The sequence below is a fragment of the Sphingobacterium sp. LZ11T8 genome (assembly GCF_024261425.1).
In the GTDB taxonomy this organism is placed as follows: Bacteria; Bacteroidota; Bacteroidia; order Sphingobacteriales; family Sphingobacteriaceae; genus Sphingobacterium.
The window spans coordinates 371,819-389,032 of sequence record NZ_JANBZY010000003.1 but is presented as its reverse complement, the minus strand read 5'-3'; the positions used below and the strand labels follow the sequence as shown (position 1 = coordinate 389,032).

General features: G+C 40.3%; 13 protein-coding genes. 9 read left to right on the top strand and 4 right to left on the bottom strand.

The window, feature by feature from the left end; genetic code table 11:
- Positions 1-8: 8 nt before the first annotated feature.
- Positions 9-740, bottom strand: coding sequence for a DUF1080 domain-containing protein (locus tag NLF99_RS09875; protein WP_254528019.1), 732 nt, complete (start codon positions 738-740; stop codon positions 9-11).
- 77 nt (positions 741-817) lie between these two features.
- Here NLF99_RS09875 and folB point away from each other — a divergent pair, with 77 nt between their 5' ends.
- From folB to NLF99_RS09845, 6 genes are all read left to right on the top strand, one after another.
- Entirely contained in the window at positions 818-1,186 is a 369-nt protein-coding gene (folB, locus tag NLF99_RS09870) for a dihydroneopterin aldolase (protein WP_185214173.1), read from the top strand.
- Between the two features lie 172 nt (positions 1,187-1,358).
- Positions 1,359-1,802, top strand: a complete 444-nt coding sequence (locus tag NLF99_RS09865) for an Hsp20/alpha crystallin family protein (protein WP_185214174.1) — start codon at positions 1,359-1,361, stop codon at positions 1,800-1,802.
- 143 nt (positions 1,803-1,945) lie between these two features.
- A complete protein-coding gene (locus NLF99_RS19795; RefSeq protein WP_185214175.1) occupies positions 1,946-2,575 on the top strand; it encodes a TetR/AcrR family transcriptional regulator in 630 nt (209 codons plus the stop codon).
- A gap of 33 nt (positions 2,576-2,608) precedes the next feature.
- Positions 2,609-3,970, top strand: a complete 1,362-nt coding sequence (locus NLF99_RS09855) for a TolC family protein (protein ID WP_254528017.1) — start codon at positions 2,609-2,611, stop codon at positions 3,968-3,970.
- 5 nt (positions 3,971-3,975) lie between these two features.
- On the top strand, positions 3,976-5,031 hold the full coding sequence (locus NLF99_RS09850; RefSeq protein ID WP_254528014.1) for an efflux RND transporter periplasmic adaptor subunit: 1,056 nt from the start codon (positions 3,976-3,978) through the stop codon (positions 5,029-5,031).
- An 18-nt stretch (positions 5,032-5,049) separates the two neighbouring features.
- The gene (locus NLF99_RS09845; protein WP_254528012.1) at positions 5,050-8,121 is read left to right on the top strand and encodes an efflux RND transporter permease subunit; all 3,072 of its coding nucleotides are present in this window, start codon (positions 5,050-5,052) and stop codon (positions 8,119-8,121) included.
- Positions 8,122-8,180: 59 nt separating this feature from the next.
- Here NLF99_RS09845 and NLF99_RS09840 read toward each other — a convergent pair whose 3' ends face one another.
- Positions 8,181-8,819 carry an HdeD family acid-resistance protein gene (locus tag NLF99_RS09840; RefSeq protein WP_185214179.1) on the bottom strand — a complete coding sequence of 213 codons (639 nt, stop codon included), beginning with the start codon at positions 8,817-8,819 and terminating at the stop codon, positions 8,181-8,183.
- A 197-nt stretch (positions 8,820-9,016) separates the two neighbouring features.
- Between NLF99_RS09840 and NLF99_RS09835 the strand changes: the two genes are divergently transcribed.
- Entirely contained in the window at positions 9,017-9,517 is a 501-nt protein-coding gene (locus tag NLF99_RS09835; RefSeq protein ID WP_185214180.1) for a PepSY-like domain-containing protein, read from the top strand.
- Between the two features lie 67 nt (positions 9,518-9,584).
- Here the strand turns inward: NLF99_RS09835 and NLF99_RS09830 are convergent, their stop codons facing one another.
- On the bottom strand, positions 9,585-12,200 hold the full coding sequence (locus tag NLF99_RS09830) for a valine--tRNA ligase (RefSeq protein WP_254528011.1): 2,616 nt from the start codon (positions 12,198-12,200) through the stop codon (positions 9,585-9,587).
- Between the two features lie 166 nt (positions 12,201-12,366).
- On the opposite strand from NLF99_RS09830, the gene NLF99_RS09825 reads away from it, so the two are divergent.
- Together NLF99_RS09825 and NLF99_RS09820 are read left to right on the top strand one after the other, a co-directional pair.
- Entirely contained in the window at positions 12,367-14,247 is a 1,881-nt protein-coding gene (locus NLF99_RS09825) for an LTA synthase family protein (protein WP_254528008.1), read from the top strand.
- A gap of 1 nt (position 14,248) precedes the next feature.
- Entirely contained in the window at positions 14,249-16,174 is a 1,926-nt protein-coding gene (locus NLF99_RS09820; RefSeq protein WP_254528007.1) for an LTA synthase family protein, read from the top strand.
- Here the strand turns inward: NLF99_RS09820 and NLF99_RS09815 are convergent.
- Positions 16,171-17,190 carry a hypothetical protein gene (locus NLF99_RS09815; protein WP_254528006.1) on the bottom strand — a complete coding sequence of 340 codons (1,020 nt, stop codon included), beginning with the start codon at positions 17,188-17,190 and terminating at the stop codon, positions 16,171-16,173. The genes NLF99_RS09820 and NLF99_RS09815 overlap by 4 nt on opposite strands.
- Positions 17,191-17,214: the final 24 nt, after the last annotated feature.

Here is a 17,214-nt window from a genome sequence, read left to right as displayed (position 1 = left end):
TTAATTTCTTATAGTTCCCTGATCCAAATATTTCGGAAAGAAACTAGATCGCCATGATCTTGTAATGCAATCGGACCAGCGCCATGTGCCTGCATTTTTGGTAATCCAATGTATTCTGTCGTACCTTGGATTTCGGTGTTGTTCTGAACAACTACGCCATTATGTAGGACGGTAACCGTTCCTCTTTTGATCAAATGACCGTCCTTGTTGAATTTAGGAGCTGAATAGATCACATCATAGGTATGCCATCCACTTTCAGGTTTTCTCACTTCTGCAAGAGGAGGGCTTTGTTTGTATATACTTCCCGCTTGTCCGTTGGTGTACGTTTTGTTGTTGTCGTTATCCAATACCTGAAGTTCATATTTTCCTTGTAGGAATATGCCGGAGTTTCCACGTCCTTGACCTTCACCTTTGATGGTTTCAGGGCTTTTCCATTCGATATGTAATTGGAAATCTTCAAAGGTCTTTTTGGTATGGATACCACCAGTACCGGGCTTAACCGTTAGTACGCCATCTTTGATGGTCCATTGCGGAGCACTTTCATCTTTGTCGCTTACCCATTCCGATAGATTCTTTCCATCGAACAAGACAATGGCATCCGAAGGGGCTGCATTAGCTTTGGTATTAACGACGCGAGGAACTGGTTCATAAAATTCAGTGTCTTCAGGTTTAAACTTTGTTTGTGCGCTTGCATAGGATACTCCAGCAAGCAATGCTATTAATAAAGAATGTTTTAACATCGGTTTAAGTATTTTGTTATGGTTAATATAAGAAAAAACATTATTTTTAATAAGCAAAATCAAAAACTTTATTCATAATGGCCCAGATTACCCAAAAAATTGCACTAGAAGATGTTCGTTTTTATTCACCGATTGGTTACTATGAAGAAGAGCAGGTTTTAGGGAATGAGTTTATGGTTAGTGTTTCAGTAAGTTTCCCCTTCAAAAATCCAGACGCTGAAGAAATTGAAAATACAGTAAATTACGAAGAGCTTTATGCTATCTTGGTAGAGGTGATGAGCCCTCGCAGAAAGTTACTGGAGTCTGCAGCAGAAGATATCCTAAACAGAATTGTTGAAGAATATTCGCATATCCAACAGATCGAGATATCCATTCGAAAGATTAATCCTCCATTTGGAGGTGATGTTGCTAATTCTGTAGTATCTCTTTATTACACAAAGGATTAACTGTCTAAAAATCATGTTGAATTTTTCTTAACCGGTCATTTTGGCTGTGTTTTTTACTTGATACAGGACAAATTGTCTTGTAAATAAGTTTGTATGCCCTTGGTACGTTAGTTGATTATAGGATGTTATAAAACAGAAATTAAAGAACTAAAAAAATAAGGAGGAATTAAACATGGCATTAATAAAATTACCAGGAAAATCTTACAACACAGATGCAGTGAATCCATTTGTAAACAATGTATTTGACAATTTATTCAATGATTCTTTTTTAACAGACCGCTTGGTAACACGCGTACCTGCAGTTAACATTACGGAATCCGCAGAAGCTTTCCATATTGAAGTTGCTGCACCAGGTTTGCAGAAATCAGATTTCAAGATCAATGTGGATAAGAATGTAATCAATATCTCTGTTGAAAAACAAGAAGAAAAAGTAGAAGAGGGTAAAGTATATAGCAAAAAAGAATTTAGCTACACTTCGTTCTCCAGATCTTTCACACTACCTGAAGTAGTTGATTATTCTAATATCGATGCTGCCTATGAAAATGGAGTATTGAATATTAAGATCGGTAAAAAAGAAGAAGCAATCGTAGCAAAGAGACTAATTGAAGTGAAGTAAGTTTAATTGTGGTTAGTTGAATGAGGAGCTGTCCGTTTGGACAGCTCCTTTTTTATTGGATTGTCATACAAATGTCTTTTTAGAAAAATTAAACAAAACTACTTAACACTGTTAAGTAGTTTTGTTTTTGAAAACAATATCAAGTGGAAAAGAAAATAAAACAAAAAGAAGACCTACGTACCGTGATTTTAGAAGCAGCAAAAAAGCTGTTTGTCCAGGAAGGGTATGAGGCGACTTCAATAAGAAAGATCGCAAAGGAAATTGGATTCAGTCCTACAACGATCTATCTATACTATAAGGATAAGAATGATATCGTTTATGCCTTACATCAAGTAGGGTTCGGGATGCTTAAGGATCAGTTCCTTCCATTGATGACCGTGGAAGATCCCTTTGAACGTTTAAAAGCAGTCGGACGGATATATATTCATTTTGCTTTTACACACCCTGAATACTACCAGGTTATGTTTATGATGAAGGAGCCATTGTCTTTCTTGAATTCGCAGATAGAGGATAGTTCTTGGGTTGAGGGTGAATTGGTGATCGAATTATTAAAGAAGACCATTGTTGATTGTCAACAGGTGGGTTATTTCAAAGGTATGGATCCTGTATTTGTGACCATTCAAGCTTGGAGTTCTGTGCATGGATTGGTTTCATTACATATCACAAAGCATTTAGATTGTTTACATGAGCTGTTTGGAAAAACAGGTGATCTGGAAGACCATGTTTATTCTTCCTACCTCATCCTGGTTGGATTGATCCAAGCAACAAAATAGTTTTTTTTGAATATATAGTTAACACTGTTAATAATGAGCTTATACAAATCACTAACTAAGCTGATAATCCTTTTTACCGGAATAAGTGGAATCAGTTACGCGCAAGACCATCAATTAGAACAGTATGTACAACAGGGCCTGGATAGCAATTTGGTGTTGATCCAGAAAGACCTATCCATGAAAAAGGCAATGAATGGACTAGAGGTGGCAAGGAGCATGTACCTTCCTAATATTACTTTCGACTTGACCTATTCTCATGCAGATGGCGGCCGATCCATCGACCTTCCAATTGGCGATATGTTGAATCCAGTCTACACTACGTTGAATCAATTGACTCAAAGCAGCAATTTCCCCCAGATTGAGAATGAACAGATAACCTTCCTTCCAAAGAACTATTACGATGCCAAGGTGAGGACATCCGTGCCAATCATCAATACTGATATCAAACACAATAAGGTCGTCCGTGAAAAAATGGTCGAGCTGAGCAAGACCGAAACAGAAACCTACAAAAGGGAATTAGTTAAGGATATTAAAATAGCCTATTTCAATTATTTAAGTGCGGTCCAAGCCAAAGAAATTTATTTGAACGCTTTGACTTTAGCCAAAGAGGGCAGGCGGGTGAACGAAAAATTACTGGAAGCAGGAAAAGGACTGCCAGCATACGTGATCAGGTCAGATGCCGAAATCGCGCAACAGGAATCAAAAATCGCAGAAGCAGAACAGCAGATCAAGAATGCCAAGTATTATTTCAATTCACTATTGAACCGAGATGCGAATGCAGAAATCTATTTTGATCCTGCACAAAACAGGACCAATGATCTCCATGCAACCGAACTATCGGTAAATATCGATGGACGTGAAGAATTGAAGTCGCTTGAAGGCAATATTTCCATCCAAGAGTCTTTGGTAGAGATGAGCAAGCAAGCCTTTGTTCCAAAGCTCAGTGCCTTTTTGGATTTAGGATCACAGGCTGAGGGTTTGCGCGTAAGCCGTCAATCGCAATATTTCATGGTGGGTGCTCAATTGAGTTTCCCCATATTTCAGGGAAACAGAAACCGACTGAAGATCCAGGAAAACCAGATTGCTGTCGCCGAAGCTCAAAACAAATTGGATCAAGCCAAACAGCAATTGGAACTTTCCGCTGAGGTAGCAAAAAATGAATTGATAGCTATGCAAAAGAACTACGAAAGTTCAAAAATCCAGATGGAAGCAGCTTCAACCTATCAGCGGTTGATATTAAGAGGCTTCAATGAAGGTGTCAACACCTATATCGAAACCATCGACGCCAGGTCACAGTACACCAATTCGCAAATGGCTAATAATATTGCAGCCTTCAAATTATTGTCTGCCATAGCAAAATTAGAACGAGAAAACGCATCATACCAACTAAAATAAGACCCATGAAATTAGGATATACAACCCTATTGTTTGCAGGAATAGCAATCTCTATTTCTAGCTGTAAACAAGCCGAACGAAAATCAGAAATATCCGTACAGGATACCATTCCCGTTAAATTGATGCCTATCAATATTGGTGCAGGAGATTCTGGAATAGAGGCAACAGGCGTCTTTACCACAGATGATGAAACTGTATTAAGCTTTAAGAATGGCGGTGTAATTTCTAAGATCACGGTCAAAGAAGGCGATGCGGTCCGCAAGGGTCAGCTTTTAGCTTCTGTACTCAGTTCTGAGGTAGATGCAAAAGCTGGACAAGCTAAACTTGCTGTTGAAAAGGCTAGAAGGGATTTCGAGCGTGCAAGTAAGCTGTACCGGGACAGTGTAGCCACGCTGGAGCAAATGCAGAATGCAAAAACAGCGCTTGATGTTGCCCAGCAAGATCTGAAGTCTGTAAGTTTCAATCAACAATATTCCAATATATTTTCTCCGGTTTCTGGATTTGTGCTCGCGAAAATGGCCAATGAAGGTCAAGTTGTAGGTCCTGGAACACCGATCCTACAAGTCAATGGTGCAAGCAATGCCGATTGGAAGCTCAAGGTTGGTGTTGGAGACCAGCAATGGAGCCAGATCAAGGTTGGTGACCCGGCCAAGATCAGCACAGATGCTATGCCTACCGATACTTTGGATGCAGTGGTTTCTAAGAAGTCGGAAGGATTGGATCCGCAGACAGGTACATTTACCATCTTTTTGGAACTAAAGGAAAAACCTAGCTATAAACTGGCTACAGGGATTTTTGGAAAATCCATTATCATGAATTCTGGAATGAAAGCAGGCAACCAATGGCGCATCCCATTCTCCGCCTTGCTGGACGGAAATGGGCGTGAAGGCTATGTTTTCATCACAGAAGATGGCAAAACGGCTAAAAAGCAAAAGATCAAGGTCGCCAAAATTGAAAATGATGATGTACTTGTTGCAGCTGGTCTCGAGCAAGCGCAATCCATCATTGTTTCCGGAAGCCCGTATTTGGTCGATGGATCAGCAATTGTTGTTAAAAAATAATACCTAACACCCGAAATCATGAGCTTAATTAAATACCCAATTAAGAACTACCAATTTACCATGATCATGGTATTGATGATTCTGGTGGTTGCTATTACATCCATGTTGACCATGCCAAGGGCAGAAGATCCTGATATGAAGGGGGTCACTTTCCCAGTTTTGGTGGTGCATCCTGGAACCAGCCCAAAGGATATGGAACAATTGGTGGTGAAACCATTGGAAGCCAGGTTCTATGCCTTGGACCATATCAAAACCATTAAAACCACCATCAATAACAGCGTAGCATTTTTCTTGGTGGAATTCGATTATGGAGAAGATTACGATGATAAATACCAAGAATTAGTACGTGAATTGAATGCTGCCAACTCGGAGCTACCCGATAATATATACAGCATGGAGGTCCTCAAGATCGACCCAACCAATGTCAGTGTTATCCAAGCGGCTCTGATCTCTGAGAATGCTTCAGCAAGCAGCATGAAGAAATATAGCGACAAACTGAAGGAGGAGCTTGAAAAAGTGAAAGCTTTAAAATCAGTTGAGATTTCAGGTCTTCCTGACCAACAGGTCCGTATCGACCTGAACCAGGCCAAGCTTGCGGAATTAAATATCCCGATGAGCAGGATTATCCAAGCGGTCCAAAGTGAAAATCAAAACATCCCTGCAGGAAGTATCAATGCCGGAAGCCAGTCTTTTAGCGTCAAGAGTTCAGGAAATTATCAGAGCATCAGCGATATACAGCATACCATCATTTCGAGTGCCCAAGGGCGCAATATTCTATTGAAGGATGTGGCGGATGTCTATCCTACATTTGGTATAAATAACCATATGACCCGTTTGAATGGTTATAAATGCATCCTTATCAATGCTGCCCAGAAGGAAGGGATGAATATTTCCGATACGCAAGAAGAGTATAAAAAGATCTTGGAAGAATTTAAGGCAGGATTGCCAGACAATATAGACTTGGTGCTCAATTTTGATCAGGCAGAAAATGTAAACAATCGCCTAGGAGGGCTGGCCATTGATTTTGGAATAGCTATTTTCTTGGTACTCTTCACCTTATTGCCTTTGGGAACCCGGGCATCCCTGGTGGTTATGATCGCCATCCCCTTATCCCTTGGAATTGGACTTATCGCAATGAATTCCTTTGGTTATTCATTGAATCAGTTAAGTATAGTTGGCTTTGTGGTGGCATTGGGCTTAGTGGTTGATGATAGTATCGTTGTTGTGGAAAATATCGAACGCTGGATGCGTGAAGGATATAGCAAGATGGAAGCCGCTATAAAAGGAACAGAACAGATAGCATTAGCGGTATTGGGCTGTACGGTCACCTTGGTGATTGCCTTTATGCCGCTGGTATTTATGCCTGAAATGGCGGGTGAATTCATCCGCAGTATGCCAATTGCGGTTATTTCTTCCGTGATTGGATCCATGTTTATTGCCATATTGGTTGTTCCTTTTCTTTCCAGTAAGATCCTGAAGCCGCATGAAGAAGAAGGTGGAAATGCCATCCTTCGAGGCATGCAGAAAATTATCCATAAATCATATGGCGTTTTCTTGGACAAAGCCTTGAAGCATCCTGGTCGCACCGCCATTATTGCCTTGGCTATTTTCTTGGGCTCATTGGCCCTGATACCTATCGTAGGTTTCAGTTTATTCCCAGCTTCGGAGAAACCGCAGTTCATGGTCCACATCAAGACCGCCTTGCAATCGAATATACAGACAACCGATAGCATCACAAAGGCCATTGAGCATGATCTAAAACAGATTCCTGAAGTAAAGTATTATACCTCAAACATCGGAAAAGGAAACCCCAGGGTCTATTATAATATGCAACAGGCTCGGGAAGACGTTTCTTATGCGGATATCTTTGTACAGCTTCACGGTGACGTGAATTCAAAGGAAAAGGTCGCCTTAATTGAAGAATTGAGAGCCAAATGGACGCCCTATCTTGGTGCAAAAGTAGAAGTGCGAGATTTCGAACAGGGCGTTCCGATCATTTCACCAGTAGAAGTCAGGGTATTTGGCGAGAACCTCGATACCCTTCAGGCCTTATCCTATAAAGTAGAGGAGCTGTTGAAAAATACAGAAGGTTCGGAGTATGTCAATAACCCTATAAAAAACAATAAAACGGACATCAAGGTCAACATCAATCGCGAGAAAGCCATGGCCCTTGGTGTGCCGACCTCATCTATTGACCAAACTATCCGAGTAGCCTTGTCAGGATATAGCGTAGGTACCTATTCAGACCCGAATTCCGATGATAATGACTATGATATCATGGTCAGTGTCCCGCGAGATGGCGAAGCAACCATAGAAACCTTAGAAGGTATCTTTATCGACAATGTTGCAGGTACTTCCATTCCATTGACCCAATTGGCTACACTCGAGTTTGAAGAGTCGCCTTCCAATATCTATCACCAGAATAAGATCAGGACCGTTGCGGTCAATTCCTTTGTGAAAAAGGGATATGGAAACGATGAGGTTATCAATTCGGTAATCGAGCAGATGGATAAATTCCCTTTCCCTACCGGTTATTTCTATGAGATGGGCGGCGAGGTGGAAAGCCGTGAGATGGCATTTGGAGGTTTTGGAACCATTATTCTGATTACCATTTTTATGTTTATCGCGGTGCTGATCTTGGAATTCAAGACCTTCAAGAGTACATTGATTGTATTGTCTGTAATTCCTTTAGGTGTTGTTGGAGCTGTGCTGGCCTTGCTCGTAACTGGAAATACTCTGTCCTTTGTGGCCACCATTGGTATTGTTGCCCTTGCAGGTATTGAAGTCAAGAATACCATCCTTTTGGTGGACTTCACCAACCAGTTGAGAAGGGAAGGGATGGCGCTGAATGAAGCCATTGAAAAAGCAGGCGAGATTCGGTTCCTGCCGATCATCCTGACAACATTAACTGCCATTGGTGGATTATTGCCGATCGCTTGGTCGTCCAATCCCCTGATTTCGCCATTGGCAACGGTGATGATCGGTGGATTGATCAGTTCGACCTTATTGTCAAGGATAGTAACTCCGGTAATCTATAAATTGATTCCGCCAAAGATAGAAGTAGAAGAACAAAAAGAACAACATTCATAAAAACCGAAAGGCTGGCCAATATCTAATATCGACCAGCCTTTACTTTTGCTAATTGTAATTTAGTTATTCGATTTATATCGATGGTATTCTTCTTTCAGTTCTTCATATCTTCTTTTCCAATCCTCTGGAGTTCTTTCCGAAATGTTTTTCAGTTTTTTCAATTGAAAGGATAGGATACAGGAAGCCAATCCGGCAGAGATTATAGCCATACCTGTCCAGATGACGATGGTCAGTCCTGCAAATACAGGATTCCACAACAGGATAAAGCTGAAAATCATACCTAGTACGGAAAAAAATAAGATCCATCCCCAATTCTTGATCCCATATTGTTTTAGGTCCAAAGCAAATGAAAGGTATTGAACCGATTTAAACATCACAAAGAATCCGATTACAAAGGGTAATGTTGCCAATGATATGGCAGGATTGCTCAACAATAACAACCCGAATAAGGTGTTCAGGATCCCACCTGCTAAATACCAACCCCAGCCTTCGATTTCATTCTTGTTGTTTAAGGCGAATATGATTTCCATCACCCCAGAAAATAAAAATGAAATACTAAAAACGAACGATAGGGCCAGATAAGAAGTCAAAGGGGTGGCTAGTACGTAAAAACCTAAAATAACAAGTAGGATACCCACGATCAACGGCAGATACCATTGTTTTACGGCTGTTCTAATGGTTTTAAGAAAGTTTTCCATGATTTATGAGTTATGTAGCATGATATCTAGATTATATGTTATAACCTAATACAACTCAAATTTCATTAAGTTTTCTATAATTATAAACATTAATGACGAATGTCATTTATTAGCTAAAGTTAACCAAAAAGAAGGTTAATGAATTTTCTTTACAAACAAATATTAGTTGTAGCTGTTTATGTTTAAAAGGAGTAAACATGAAAAAACTATTGATATTAGGATCGGCCTTATTAATGTTGGCCTGCAATAACCAGAATAAACAGAACAATAACAATGCGGACAGTGCGGTTTCGGATGGTTCCACCCAAGGTCCCATTCCGGCAAATAATCCAGCGGATGTTTTGCCGCATGCTGCAAAAAAGTTTATAGAAGACCATTTCCCGAATGCAACAATCCAACATGTTGAAAATAAACAAAGCCCAGTGACGGATGGGACTGTTTTCGATGTGGACCTTTCTGATAATACGGAAATTGATTTTGATAAAGATGGCGAATGGAGAGAAATCAGTACCAAAGGGGATGTAGTTGTACCGATGGCGGTATTACCTTCTTCGGTTCAGGAATATATCAATGCCAATTATGCCGGTCAGACCATTCAATCAATCGATAAGGATATCGATGTGATGGCTGTAGAACTGAAAAATGATACTGATCTAGTATTTGACCTCGATGGAAAATTCCTGAGAGTCGATAAATAGAAGTTTTAGTCTAATAATAAAGCCCCCGTACAAGTTGTGCGAGGGCTTCTTTTTTATTTTTCAGGTATTAACCTAAGCTCTGTAAGCTTTCTTCTAATATCTGGATCTTGGCTTCTGCATCCGCCTTTTTATTCTTCTCGTTTTCTACGATTTCAGGTTTTGCATTTTGCACAAATCTCTCATTTGATAACTTCTTGTCAACAGAGATCAAGAATCCTTTCAGGTATTCAATCTCTTTGCTGATTCTTTCCTTTTCCGCATCAACATCGATGTTGTTTTCCAGGGCAACATAACATTCGTCCTTTCCAGCAAGGAAACTTACCGCTCCACTTACTTTTTCTTTTACAAAGGATAAGTCTTCAATGTTCGCCAGCTTCTTGATGCTATCTTGGTATTGACTGTAATCAATATTCGTTGCATTGATAGCTAAAGGAAGAGCAATCTTTGGAGACAGACCTTTAGAATTTCTGATATTACGTACCTCAGAGATGATCTGTTGAACGATAGCAAATTCTTTGATGATGTTCTCATCGAATGCCTCAACCTTAGGGAAATCAGCTACAATGATGCAGTCTTCGGTGCTGCGGGTTCCAAAAATCTCATCATGCCATAACTCTTCCGTAATGAAAGGCATAAATGGATGAGCTAACTTCAGTACCTTTCGGAATAGACCTTTAACAGTTTCATAGGTTTCTTTTTCAATTGGCGCTTGGTATGCTGGTTTTACCAGTTCAAGGTACCATGAACAGAAATCATCCCAGATTAATTTATAGGTTGCCATTAAGGCATCTGAAAGCCTGTAATTGGCAAAATGCTCTTCAATTTCAACCAAGGCTTGGTTAAAACGGGATTCAAACCATTTTGCAGACATTTTTTGCGACGCTGTAGCCTCTTGCTCTACTACTTCCCAACCTTTAACCAAACGGAATGCATTCCAGATCTTATTGGCGAAGTTTCTTCCCTGTTCACAGTATGAAACATCAAACATCAGGTCATTTCCAGCAGGAGAGGATAGAAGCATCCCCACGCGAACTCCATCTGTACCATATTGCTCCATCAATTCAATCGGATCAGGAGAGTTTCCTAATGATTTGGACATCTTGCGACCCAATTTATCCCTAACGATACCTGTCAGATATACATTGCGGAATGGAGGTTTCTGTGTATAGTCATGACCCATGATAATCATACGGGCAACCCAGAAAAACAAGATTTCTGGTGCTGTCACTAGATCATTTGTAGGGTAATAATATTGGAAGTCTGGGTTCTCTGGATTCCTTACACCATCAAAAACCGACATTGGCCATAGACCCGATGAAAACCATGTATCCAATACATCATCTTCCTGACGGATACCTGATGCGGATTTTCCGGTATTTTCAAATTCTGCAATGGCTTCGGCCTCAGTTTTCGCAATTACCCACTCATTCTTCTCGTTGTACCATGCTGGAATCCGTTGTCCCCACCATAATTGACGGGAAATACACCAATCCTTCACATTTTCCATCCAATGCTTATAGGAAGCAAAGAACTTTTCAGGAATCAGCTTAATGGTGCCATCTTCCACATATTCCAATGCTGGTTTCGCAAGTTTGTCCATCTTTAAGAACCATTGCATCGATAGCTTTGGCTCAATGGCAGCGTTAGTACGTTCCGAGAAACCTACTTGCGATTTATAGTCCTCGATCTTCTCGATCTGGCCTGCTTCTTCTAGTAATGTTGCTACCTTCTTACGGGCAATAAAACGATCCTCACCAACCAAGATCTGTGCTTTCTCATTTAAAGTACCGTTATCATTCAAGATATCAATAACCTCTAAATTATGCTTTTGACCCAATTCATAGTCATTCAGATCATGGGCAGGTGTTACCTTCAGACAACCTGTACCAAATTCCATCTCCACGTATTCATCTTGGATGATCGGGATTTCACGGTTGATCAATGGAACCAATACCGTTTTGCCTTGAAGATGTTTATAGCGTTCATCCAAAGGATTGATACAGATTGCTGTATCAGCCATGATAGTCTCCGGACGTGTCGTAGCAATGATCACATATTCATCCGAATCTTTGATCTTATAGCGTACGTAGTATAACTTTTGATTGACTTCTTTGCGGATAACCTCTTCATCAGAAAGAGCTGTTTTACCTTCTGGATCCCAGTTTACCATGCGGATGCCGCGATAGATATAACCTTCTTTATAAAATTTGATGAATGTATCGATCACCGCTTCAGAAAGGTCAGGGTCCATGGTGAACTTGGTTCTTTCCCAGTCACATGAAGCTCCTAGTTTTTCCAATTGCTTCAAGATAATACCACCGTATTTTTCCTTCCATTCCCATGCGTATTTCAAGAATTCATCACGGCTGATGGAAGTTTTCTCGATGCCTTTTTCTTTTAACATAGCAACGACTTTCGCCTCGGTAGCAATGGATGCATGATCTGTTCCCGGAACCCAACATGCATTTTTGCCCTGCATACGTGCACGACGAATCAACACATCTTGAATGGTGTTGTTCAACATATGGCCCATATGTAAGACCCCAGTGACGTTTGGAGGTGGCATGACAATGGTATATGGTTCGCGCTCATCTGGTACCGAACGGAAAAATCCATTTGACATCCAGTAGGAATACCACTTCTCTTCAGCTTCTTTTGGATTGTACGTTTTTGCTATGCTCATTATATTCTTAATGTTCTAAAAGGTTACAAAAATACGCATTTAATGCCTTATTTCCCACTTGCTAACCGTAAATAAATCCGCTGTATTTACTAAATGAAAAATTAATGTTAATTAACTGTTACTATCTGTAATTAAATGTAAATTTGGCGATTGAATTTTTTATGACATGAAAAATGTTATTAAGGATTTAAGGGGTTTCTTCTTCTATTTTGGCTACTGGCTATTGATGAGCTTCTTAGATCGATTGATATTCCTAATTTCGTTTTACGATAAAGTCAATTTTTCCAACTTTAAGGATGTATTGAGGATTTACTACCACGGATTGCCACTTGACTTTTCCGTGGTCTCTTATATATGTGCCCTTCCTTTTCTGGGCTACCTCGTTCTGAACCATTATTCTAACGAGATCCTTAAGCGAAAACTGCTCAATGCCTATACTTTTCTGATACTTATCCTATTTCAGATTGTCACTTTTGCCAATGTCAATATTTATAGGGAATGGGGGGATAAAATTTCAAAACGCGCCATTGATGCCATCGCTGAAGATGCTGCCGGAGCAGCGGCCTCAGCTGAATCGACCCCAATCTTGATTCCTGTCCTGGGCATCGTCCTGTTGACTTCTGGAGGATATTGGTTATTTCTAAGGCTATTTAGAGAAGTGAGGTTCCCTAAGAAATTAGCATGGTGGAAATTGGGGATACAGTTCTTCATTGGTGGACTTATTCTCTTCGGATTTATCCGTGGTGGATTTGGAAGGGCCCCTTTGAATCCTAGTAAAGCCTATTTTTCAGCCAATACCTTTTATAATCATGCAGCGGTCAATACCCATTACGCCCTGTTGCGCGAGTATTTTACGAGAAACCAGCGCATGCGCTCTCCATATAAATACTTTTCCTCCGACGAAGAGGCCAAAACAGTATTGAAACCTGCTTTCACAGAAATACCGGACTCCACCTTCAATATCCTGAATGCCAAAAAGCCTAATGTCGTGGTTATTGTTCTGGAAAGTTTCGTTGCTGATCTGATACATTCCATGGGCGGAGAGAAGGGAATAACACCGCATTTTGAAGAATTGATCGCACAAGGTCTGTTTTTTGACCAGATTTATGCAGCGTCTGATCGTTCTGATAAAGGCATCGTCGGTATTTTCAGCGGATTTCCTGCACAAGGTCCTGAAAGCATCATAAAATATATCGATAAACATGAAAATATGCCTGCAATAGGGCAGGAGTTCCATGATGCTGGGTATAAAACCTCATTCTATCATGGTGGGCAGAGTGAATTTTACAACTTTAAGTCTTATATGTTGTCCCATGGTATTGAAAAAGTAGTTGATATCATGAACTTCAACCCGCTGTTGCCGCGAACCTCTTGGGGAGTGTATGATCATGTCGTGTTTGAAAGAATGATCGAGGACTTGGATGAAGAAGATCAACCCTTCTTTTCCAGTATTTTTACCTTGGTCAATCATGAACCTTTTGAACTTTACGATGGCTATAAATTTGGTAAGGACAATAATGTAAACAAGTTCAAGAGTACGGCATTTTATACCGATCAGGCAGTCCATGAATTCTTGGAGCAGGCAAAAACCAAAGATTGGTATAAAAATACTTTGTTTGTGCTTGTGGCAGACCATGGTCACCGATTGCCTTCGGAGAAATGGGACATCACTATGCCCCAACGTTTTCATATTCCGCTTTTGTTCTTTGGTGAACCTATAAAAGCTGAATACAGAGGGAAAAAGATGAACATGATCGGAAATCAAACAGATCTTGCCAAATCCCTGTTAAATCAATTAAAACTACCTACTGATCGCTATCATTGGAGCCGTGATCTATTCAACCATAGCTTCCCTCAGGTCGCCTTCTATAATTCTAAGGATGCTTTTGGAGTAATAACCAAAGAGGAAGTGGTTTCATACGATCGTGTAGGGAATCGAGTGAACTTTAATGCCAACGAGCAGTACCCTAAGGAAAAAGCAGATAGCCTTATGAATATGGCAAAAGCTTATTACCAAGAGGTATATGAAGATTTTATGAAATATTAATATGATTAAGTTAAGAGGATGGTTTGGACCTTATTTGGCAATGGCAATTCGCCTTGGATTGATGCTATTGCTCTATGGAATCCTTAGGCTCGGGTTCTATGGATTCAATATGTCCCAATTTCCCCAGGTAACTTTTTCTGAACTGATGCTCATGATGGCCGGTGGAGTGAAGTTTGATATCGTAGCTTTGCTGTACATCAATATCCTATATATCCTGCTTGTTTCCTTTCCAGTTCCTTTTAAATATAACCCTGTTTTTTCCAAAATAAGCAAATGGGTCTTTGTCGTATCCAATAGTATTGGTATAGCCCTTAACCTCGTTGATTTCGCCTATTACCCTTTTACCTTAAAGCGAACTACCGGAACCGTGTTTGGGCAGTTTGCCAATGAAGAGAATCTTGGAAATTTGTTCTTGGACTTTGGTTTGGAATATTGGTACCTGCTACTGTTTTTTATCCTGATCGTATGGGGCTTGATTAAGCTCTATGACCTGATCCAAGTTGAAAAACCGGTGGCATTCAATTGGAAATTCTATTCCGTGCAGCTAGTACTTTTGTTGACCGTGGCTTTTCTCTTTGTTGGAGGTGTACGTGGTGGCTGGGCCCATAGCACTCGACCGATCACATTGAGCAATGCCGGAGATTATGTGAAATCCCCAGAGGAAATGAACATCGTGCTCAATACGCCCTTTTCGATCTTGAAGACCTTAAAGGCTGTAAGCCTCAAAGAAGAACATTTCTTTTCAGAACAAGAACTTAATGCCATGTACCCGGTTGTCCATCAACCTAAGGACTCTGCACAGTTTAAGAAATTGAACGTTGTCGTTTTGATAATGGAGAGTTTTGGTAAAGAGCATATTGGATTCTTTAACAAAGATCTGGACAATGGAACTTACAAAGGATATACTCCCTTCCTAGACTCCTTGATCCAGCAATCATATACTTTCACCAGATCGTATGCAAATGGCCGTAAATCCATCGATGCATTGCCCTCTGTGATTACAGGGATACCTTCGATTGGAGAACCCTTTGTACTTTCGATCTATTCAGGAAACAAAACAACAAGTTTGGCAAAGCTGCTTTCGGATGAAGGCTATGAAACTTCCTTTTTCCATGGAGCCCCGAATGGTAGCATGGGTTTTTCGGCCTATATGCAGTTAGCGGGAATCAAGCATTATTATGGTAAAAATGAATACAATAATGATGCTGATTTTGACGGTATCTGGGGAATCTGGGATGAGCCCTTTATGCAATACATGGCAAAAGAAATGGATCAAATGCAAGAACCTTTTTTCAGTAGCTTTTTTTCCTTGTCTTCACACCATCCTTTCAAGGTTCCAGAGAAATATGCCGGTAGGTTTCCGAAGGGAACCCTTCCGTTGCACGAGCCTTTAGGCTATGCTGACCATGCACTAAAGGAATTTTTCGAAACGGCTTCAAAAAGTTCCTGGTACAAGAATACCTTATTTGTGATCTGTGCCGACCATGCCAGTATGAGCCATTTTAAAGAGTACAATACCATGCCCAATTCCTTTGCCATCCCAATTGTGTTCTACTATCCTGGCGGGGATTTAAAAGGTGTTTCAGATAAGCTTGTTCAACAGATAGACATCATGCCTACGGTATTGAACTATTTGGAATATGATAAACCTTATTTCTCTTTTGGATTTGATGCTTTAGCTCCCGACCGAAATAACTTCGTGGTCAGCAATATTGGGAATATCTACAACTTTTTTATGGGTGATTATTTCATGACCTATGGAGATAAGGAAGTGAAGTCTGTCTATAACCTCAAAACCGATAAGCTATTAGAGCATGACCTGAAAGGAAAGGGACCTCAGGTTCAGGACTCCCTGATGAGACATCTGCAATCTTTTATGCAACAATACAACAATCGGATGATCCACAATAAATTAGTGGCCGATTAATTTACAATGGTTTTTCCAAATTTATATCGAAGGGTGAACATCTGCTGATTGTCCACTTTTCCAGGGGAGAAATGGAATGATGCGGTAAACTTTCCTTCTATTTTGTCTGATTTGAAGGGCATCCAACCTAAGTCTAAACGATCATAGGTCCTACGGTGGTAAAACGAGTCGCCATTAGGTAGGTTCAATGGTTCACCTAGGTACAATGTATTAGCAAGAAAGAACCTTTTATAGCCCAGATGTATATTGGAGATAAATCCATTTGCTTTTTGCATGTCATAGACCGATCTGACGCGATCGAATCCCATAGCTGCACCAGCATCAATGGTCAGTGAGTCAAAGACAGTCTTATGGCTTAGATCTACACCCAGCCTTAGCATTACTACCGCATTATCTTGTATATGTTCGTCGATGCTATCATTGCTAGTTAGCGCATTATGGTACATCATCCCATCATTGCGGATAAAGAAGTTTCCAATGCTATATTTTCCAGATATTCCAGCGACAAATTGTTCCCTATTCTGATAACCTTGTTTGCTCATCCAGTCAATGAAAACGGATTGTTGGAAATTGCCGTTCTTGTAATTGAAGTACATCCCTTCAATATTTGGTCGGTCATACATCAAGGTGTCAGCCAAAACCATGCGAGGAATGTCTTTCAAGCGTTCATACCTAGGCATAAACCCCAAAGCAAAATCAATTTTTTCCGTCTTGTAGTTATAGTATGCGATGGGGTTCCATCGACTTTTGTTTTCTGAATTGATTCCAAACTCCTGATTAAAATGCGCTCCGCCATAAAGCCTATGGTTCTTCTCTATCTCGAAGTATAGGTTAGGGGAGATGGTCGCTCCAAAGAAGGTTTTTGGGATGGTATATTGGGCTCCATACTCCCTGTTGTCTGCATATCCGAAAAAATCTATCCCAAGGCCTATCTTTTGTGCAAATGTGCTGAAGCTTATCAATAAAAGTAAAGCTGTTAGGACTGGTCTTGACATGGATAATAGGTAATGCTGCATAAAATAATTTGGAGCTCAACTTAT

What these genes read in the sequence shown, in the direction of transcription:
- NLF99_RS09875 (WP_254528019.1), bottom strand. Translation starts at nt 740, where the DNA reads ATGTTAAAACATTCTTTATTAATAGCATTGCTTGCTGGAGTATCCTAT.
- folB (WP_185214173.1), top strand. Translation starts at nt 818, where the DNA reads ATGGCCCAGATTACCCAAAAAATTGCACTAGAAGATGTTCGTTTTTAT.
- NLF99_RS09865 (WP_185214174.1), top strand. Translation starts at nt 1,359, where the DNA reads ATGGCATTAATAAAATTACCAGGAAAATCTTACAACACAGATGCAGTG.
- NLF99_RS09855 (WP_254528017.1), top strand. Translation starts at nt 2,609, where the DNA reads ATGAGCTTATACAAATCACTAACTAAGCTGATAATCCTTTTTACCGGA.
- NLF99_RS09850 (WP_254528014.1), top strand. Translation starts at nt 3,976, where the DNA reads ATGAAATTAGGATATACAACCCTATTGTTTGCAGGAATAGCAATCTCT.
- NLF99_RS09845 (WP_254528012.1), top strand. Translation starts at nt 5,050, where the DNA reads ATGAGCTTAATTAAATACCCAATTAAGAACTACCAATTTACCATGATC.
- NLF99_RS09840 (WP_185214179.1), bottom strand. Translation starts at nt 8,819, where the DNA reads ATGGAAAACTTTCTTAAAACCATTAGAACAGCCGTAAAACAATGGTAT.
- NLF99_RS09835 (WP_185214180.1), top strand. Translation starts at nt 9,017, where the DNA reads ATGAAAAAACTATTGATATTAGGATCGGCCTTATTAATGTTGGCCTGC.
- NLF99_RS09830 (WP_254528011.1), bottom strand. Translation starts at nt 12,200, where the DNA reads ATGAGCATAGCAAAAACGTACAATCCAAAAGAAGCTGAAGAGAAGTGG.
- NLF99_RS09825 (WP_254528008.1), top strand. Translation starts at nt 12,367, where the DNA reads ATGAAAAATGTTATTAAGGATTTAAGGGGTTTCTTCTTCTATTTTGGC.
- NLF99_RS09820 (WP_254528007.1), top strand. Translation starts at nt 14,249, where the DNA reads ATGATTAAGTTAAGAGGATGGTTTGGACCTTATTTGGCAATGGCAATT.
- NLF99_RS09815 (WP_254528006.1), bottom strand. Translation starts at nt 17,190, where the DNA reads ATGCAGCATTACCTATTATCCATGTCAAGACCAGTCCTAACAGCTTTA.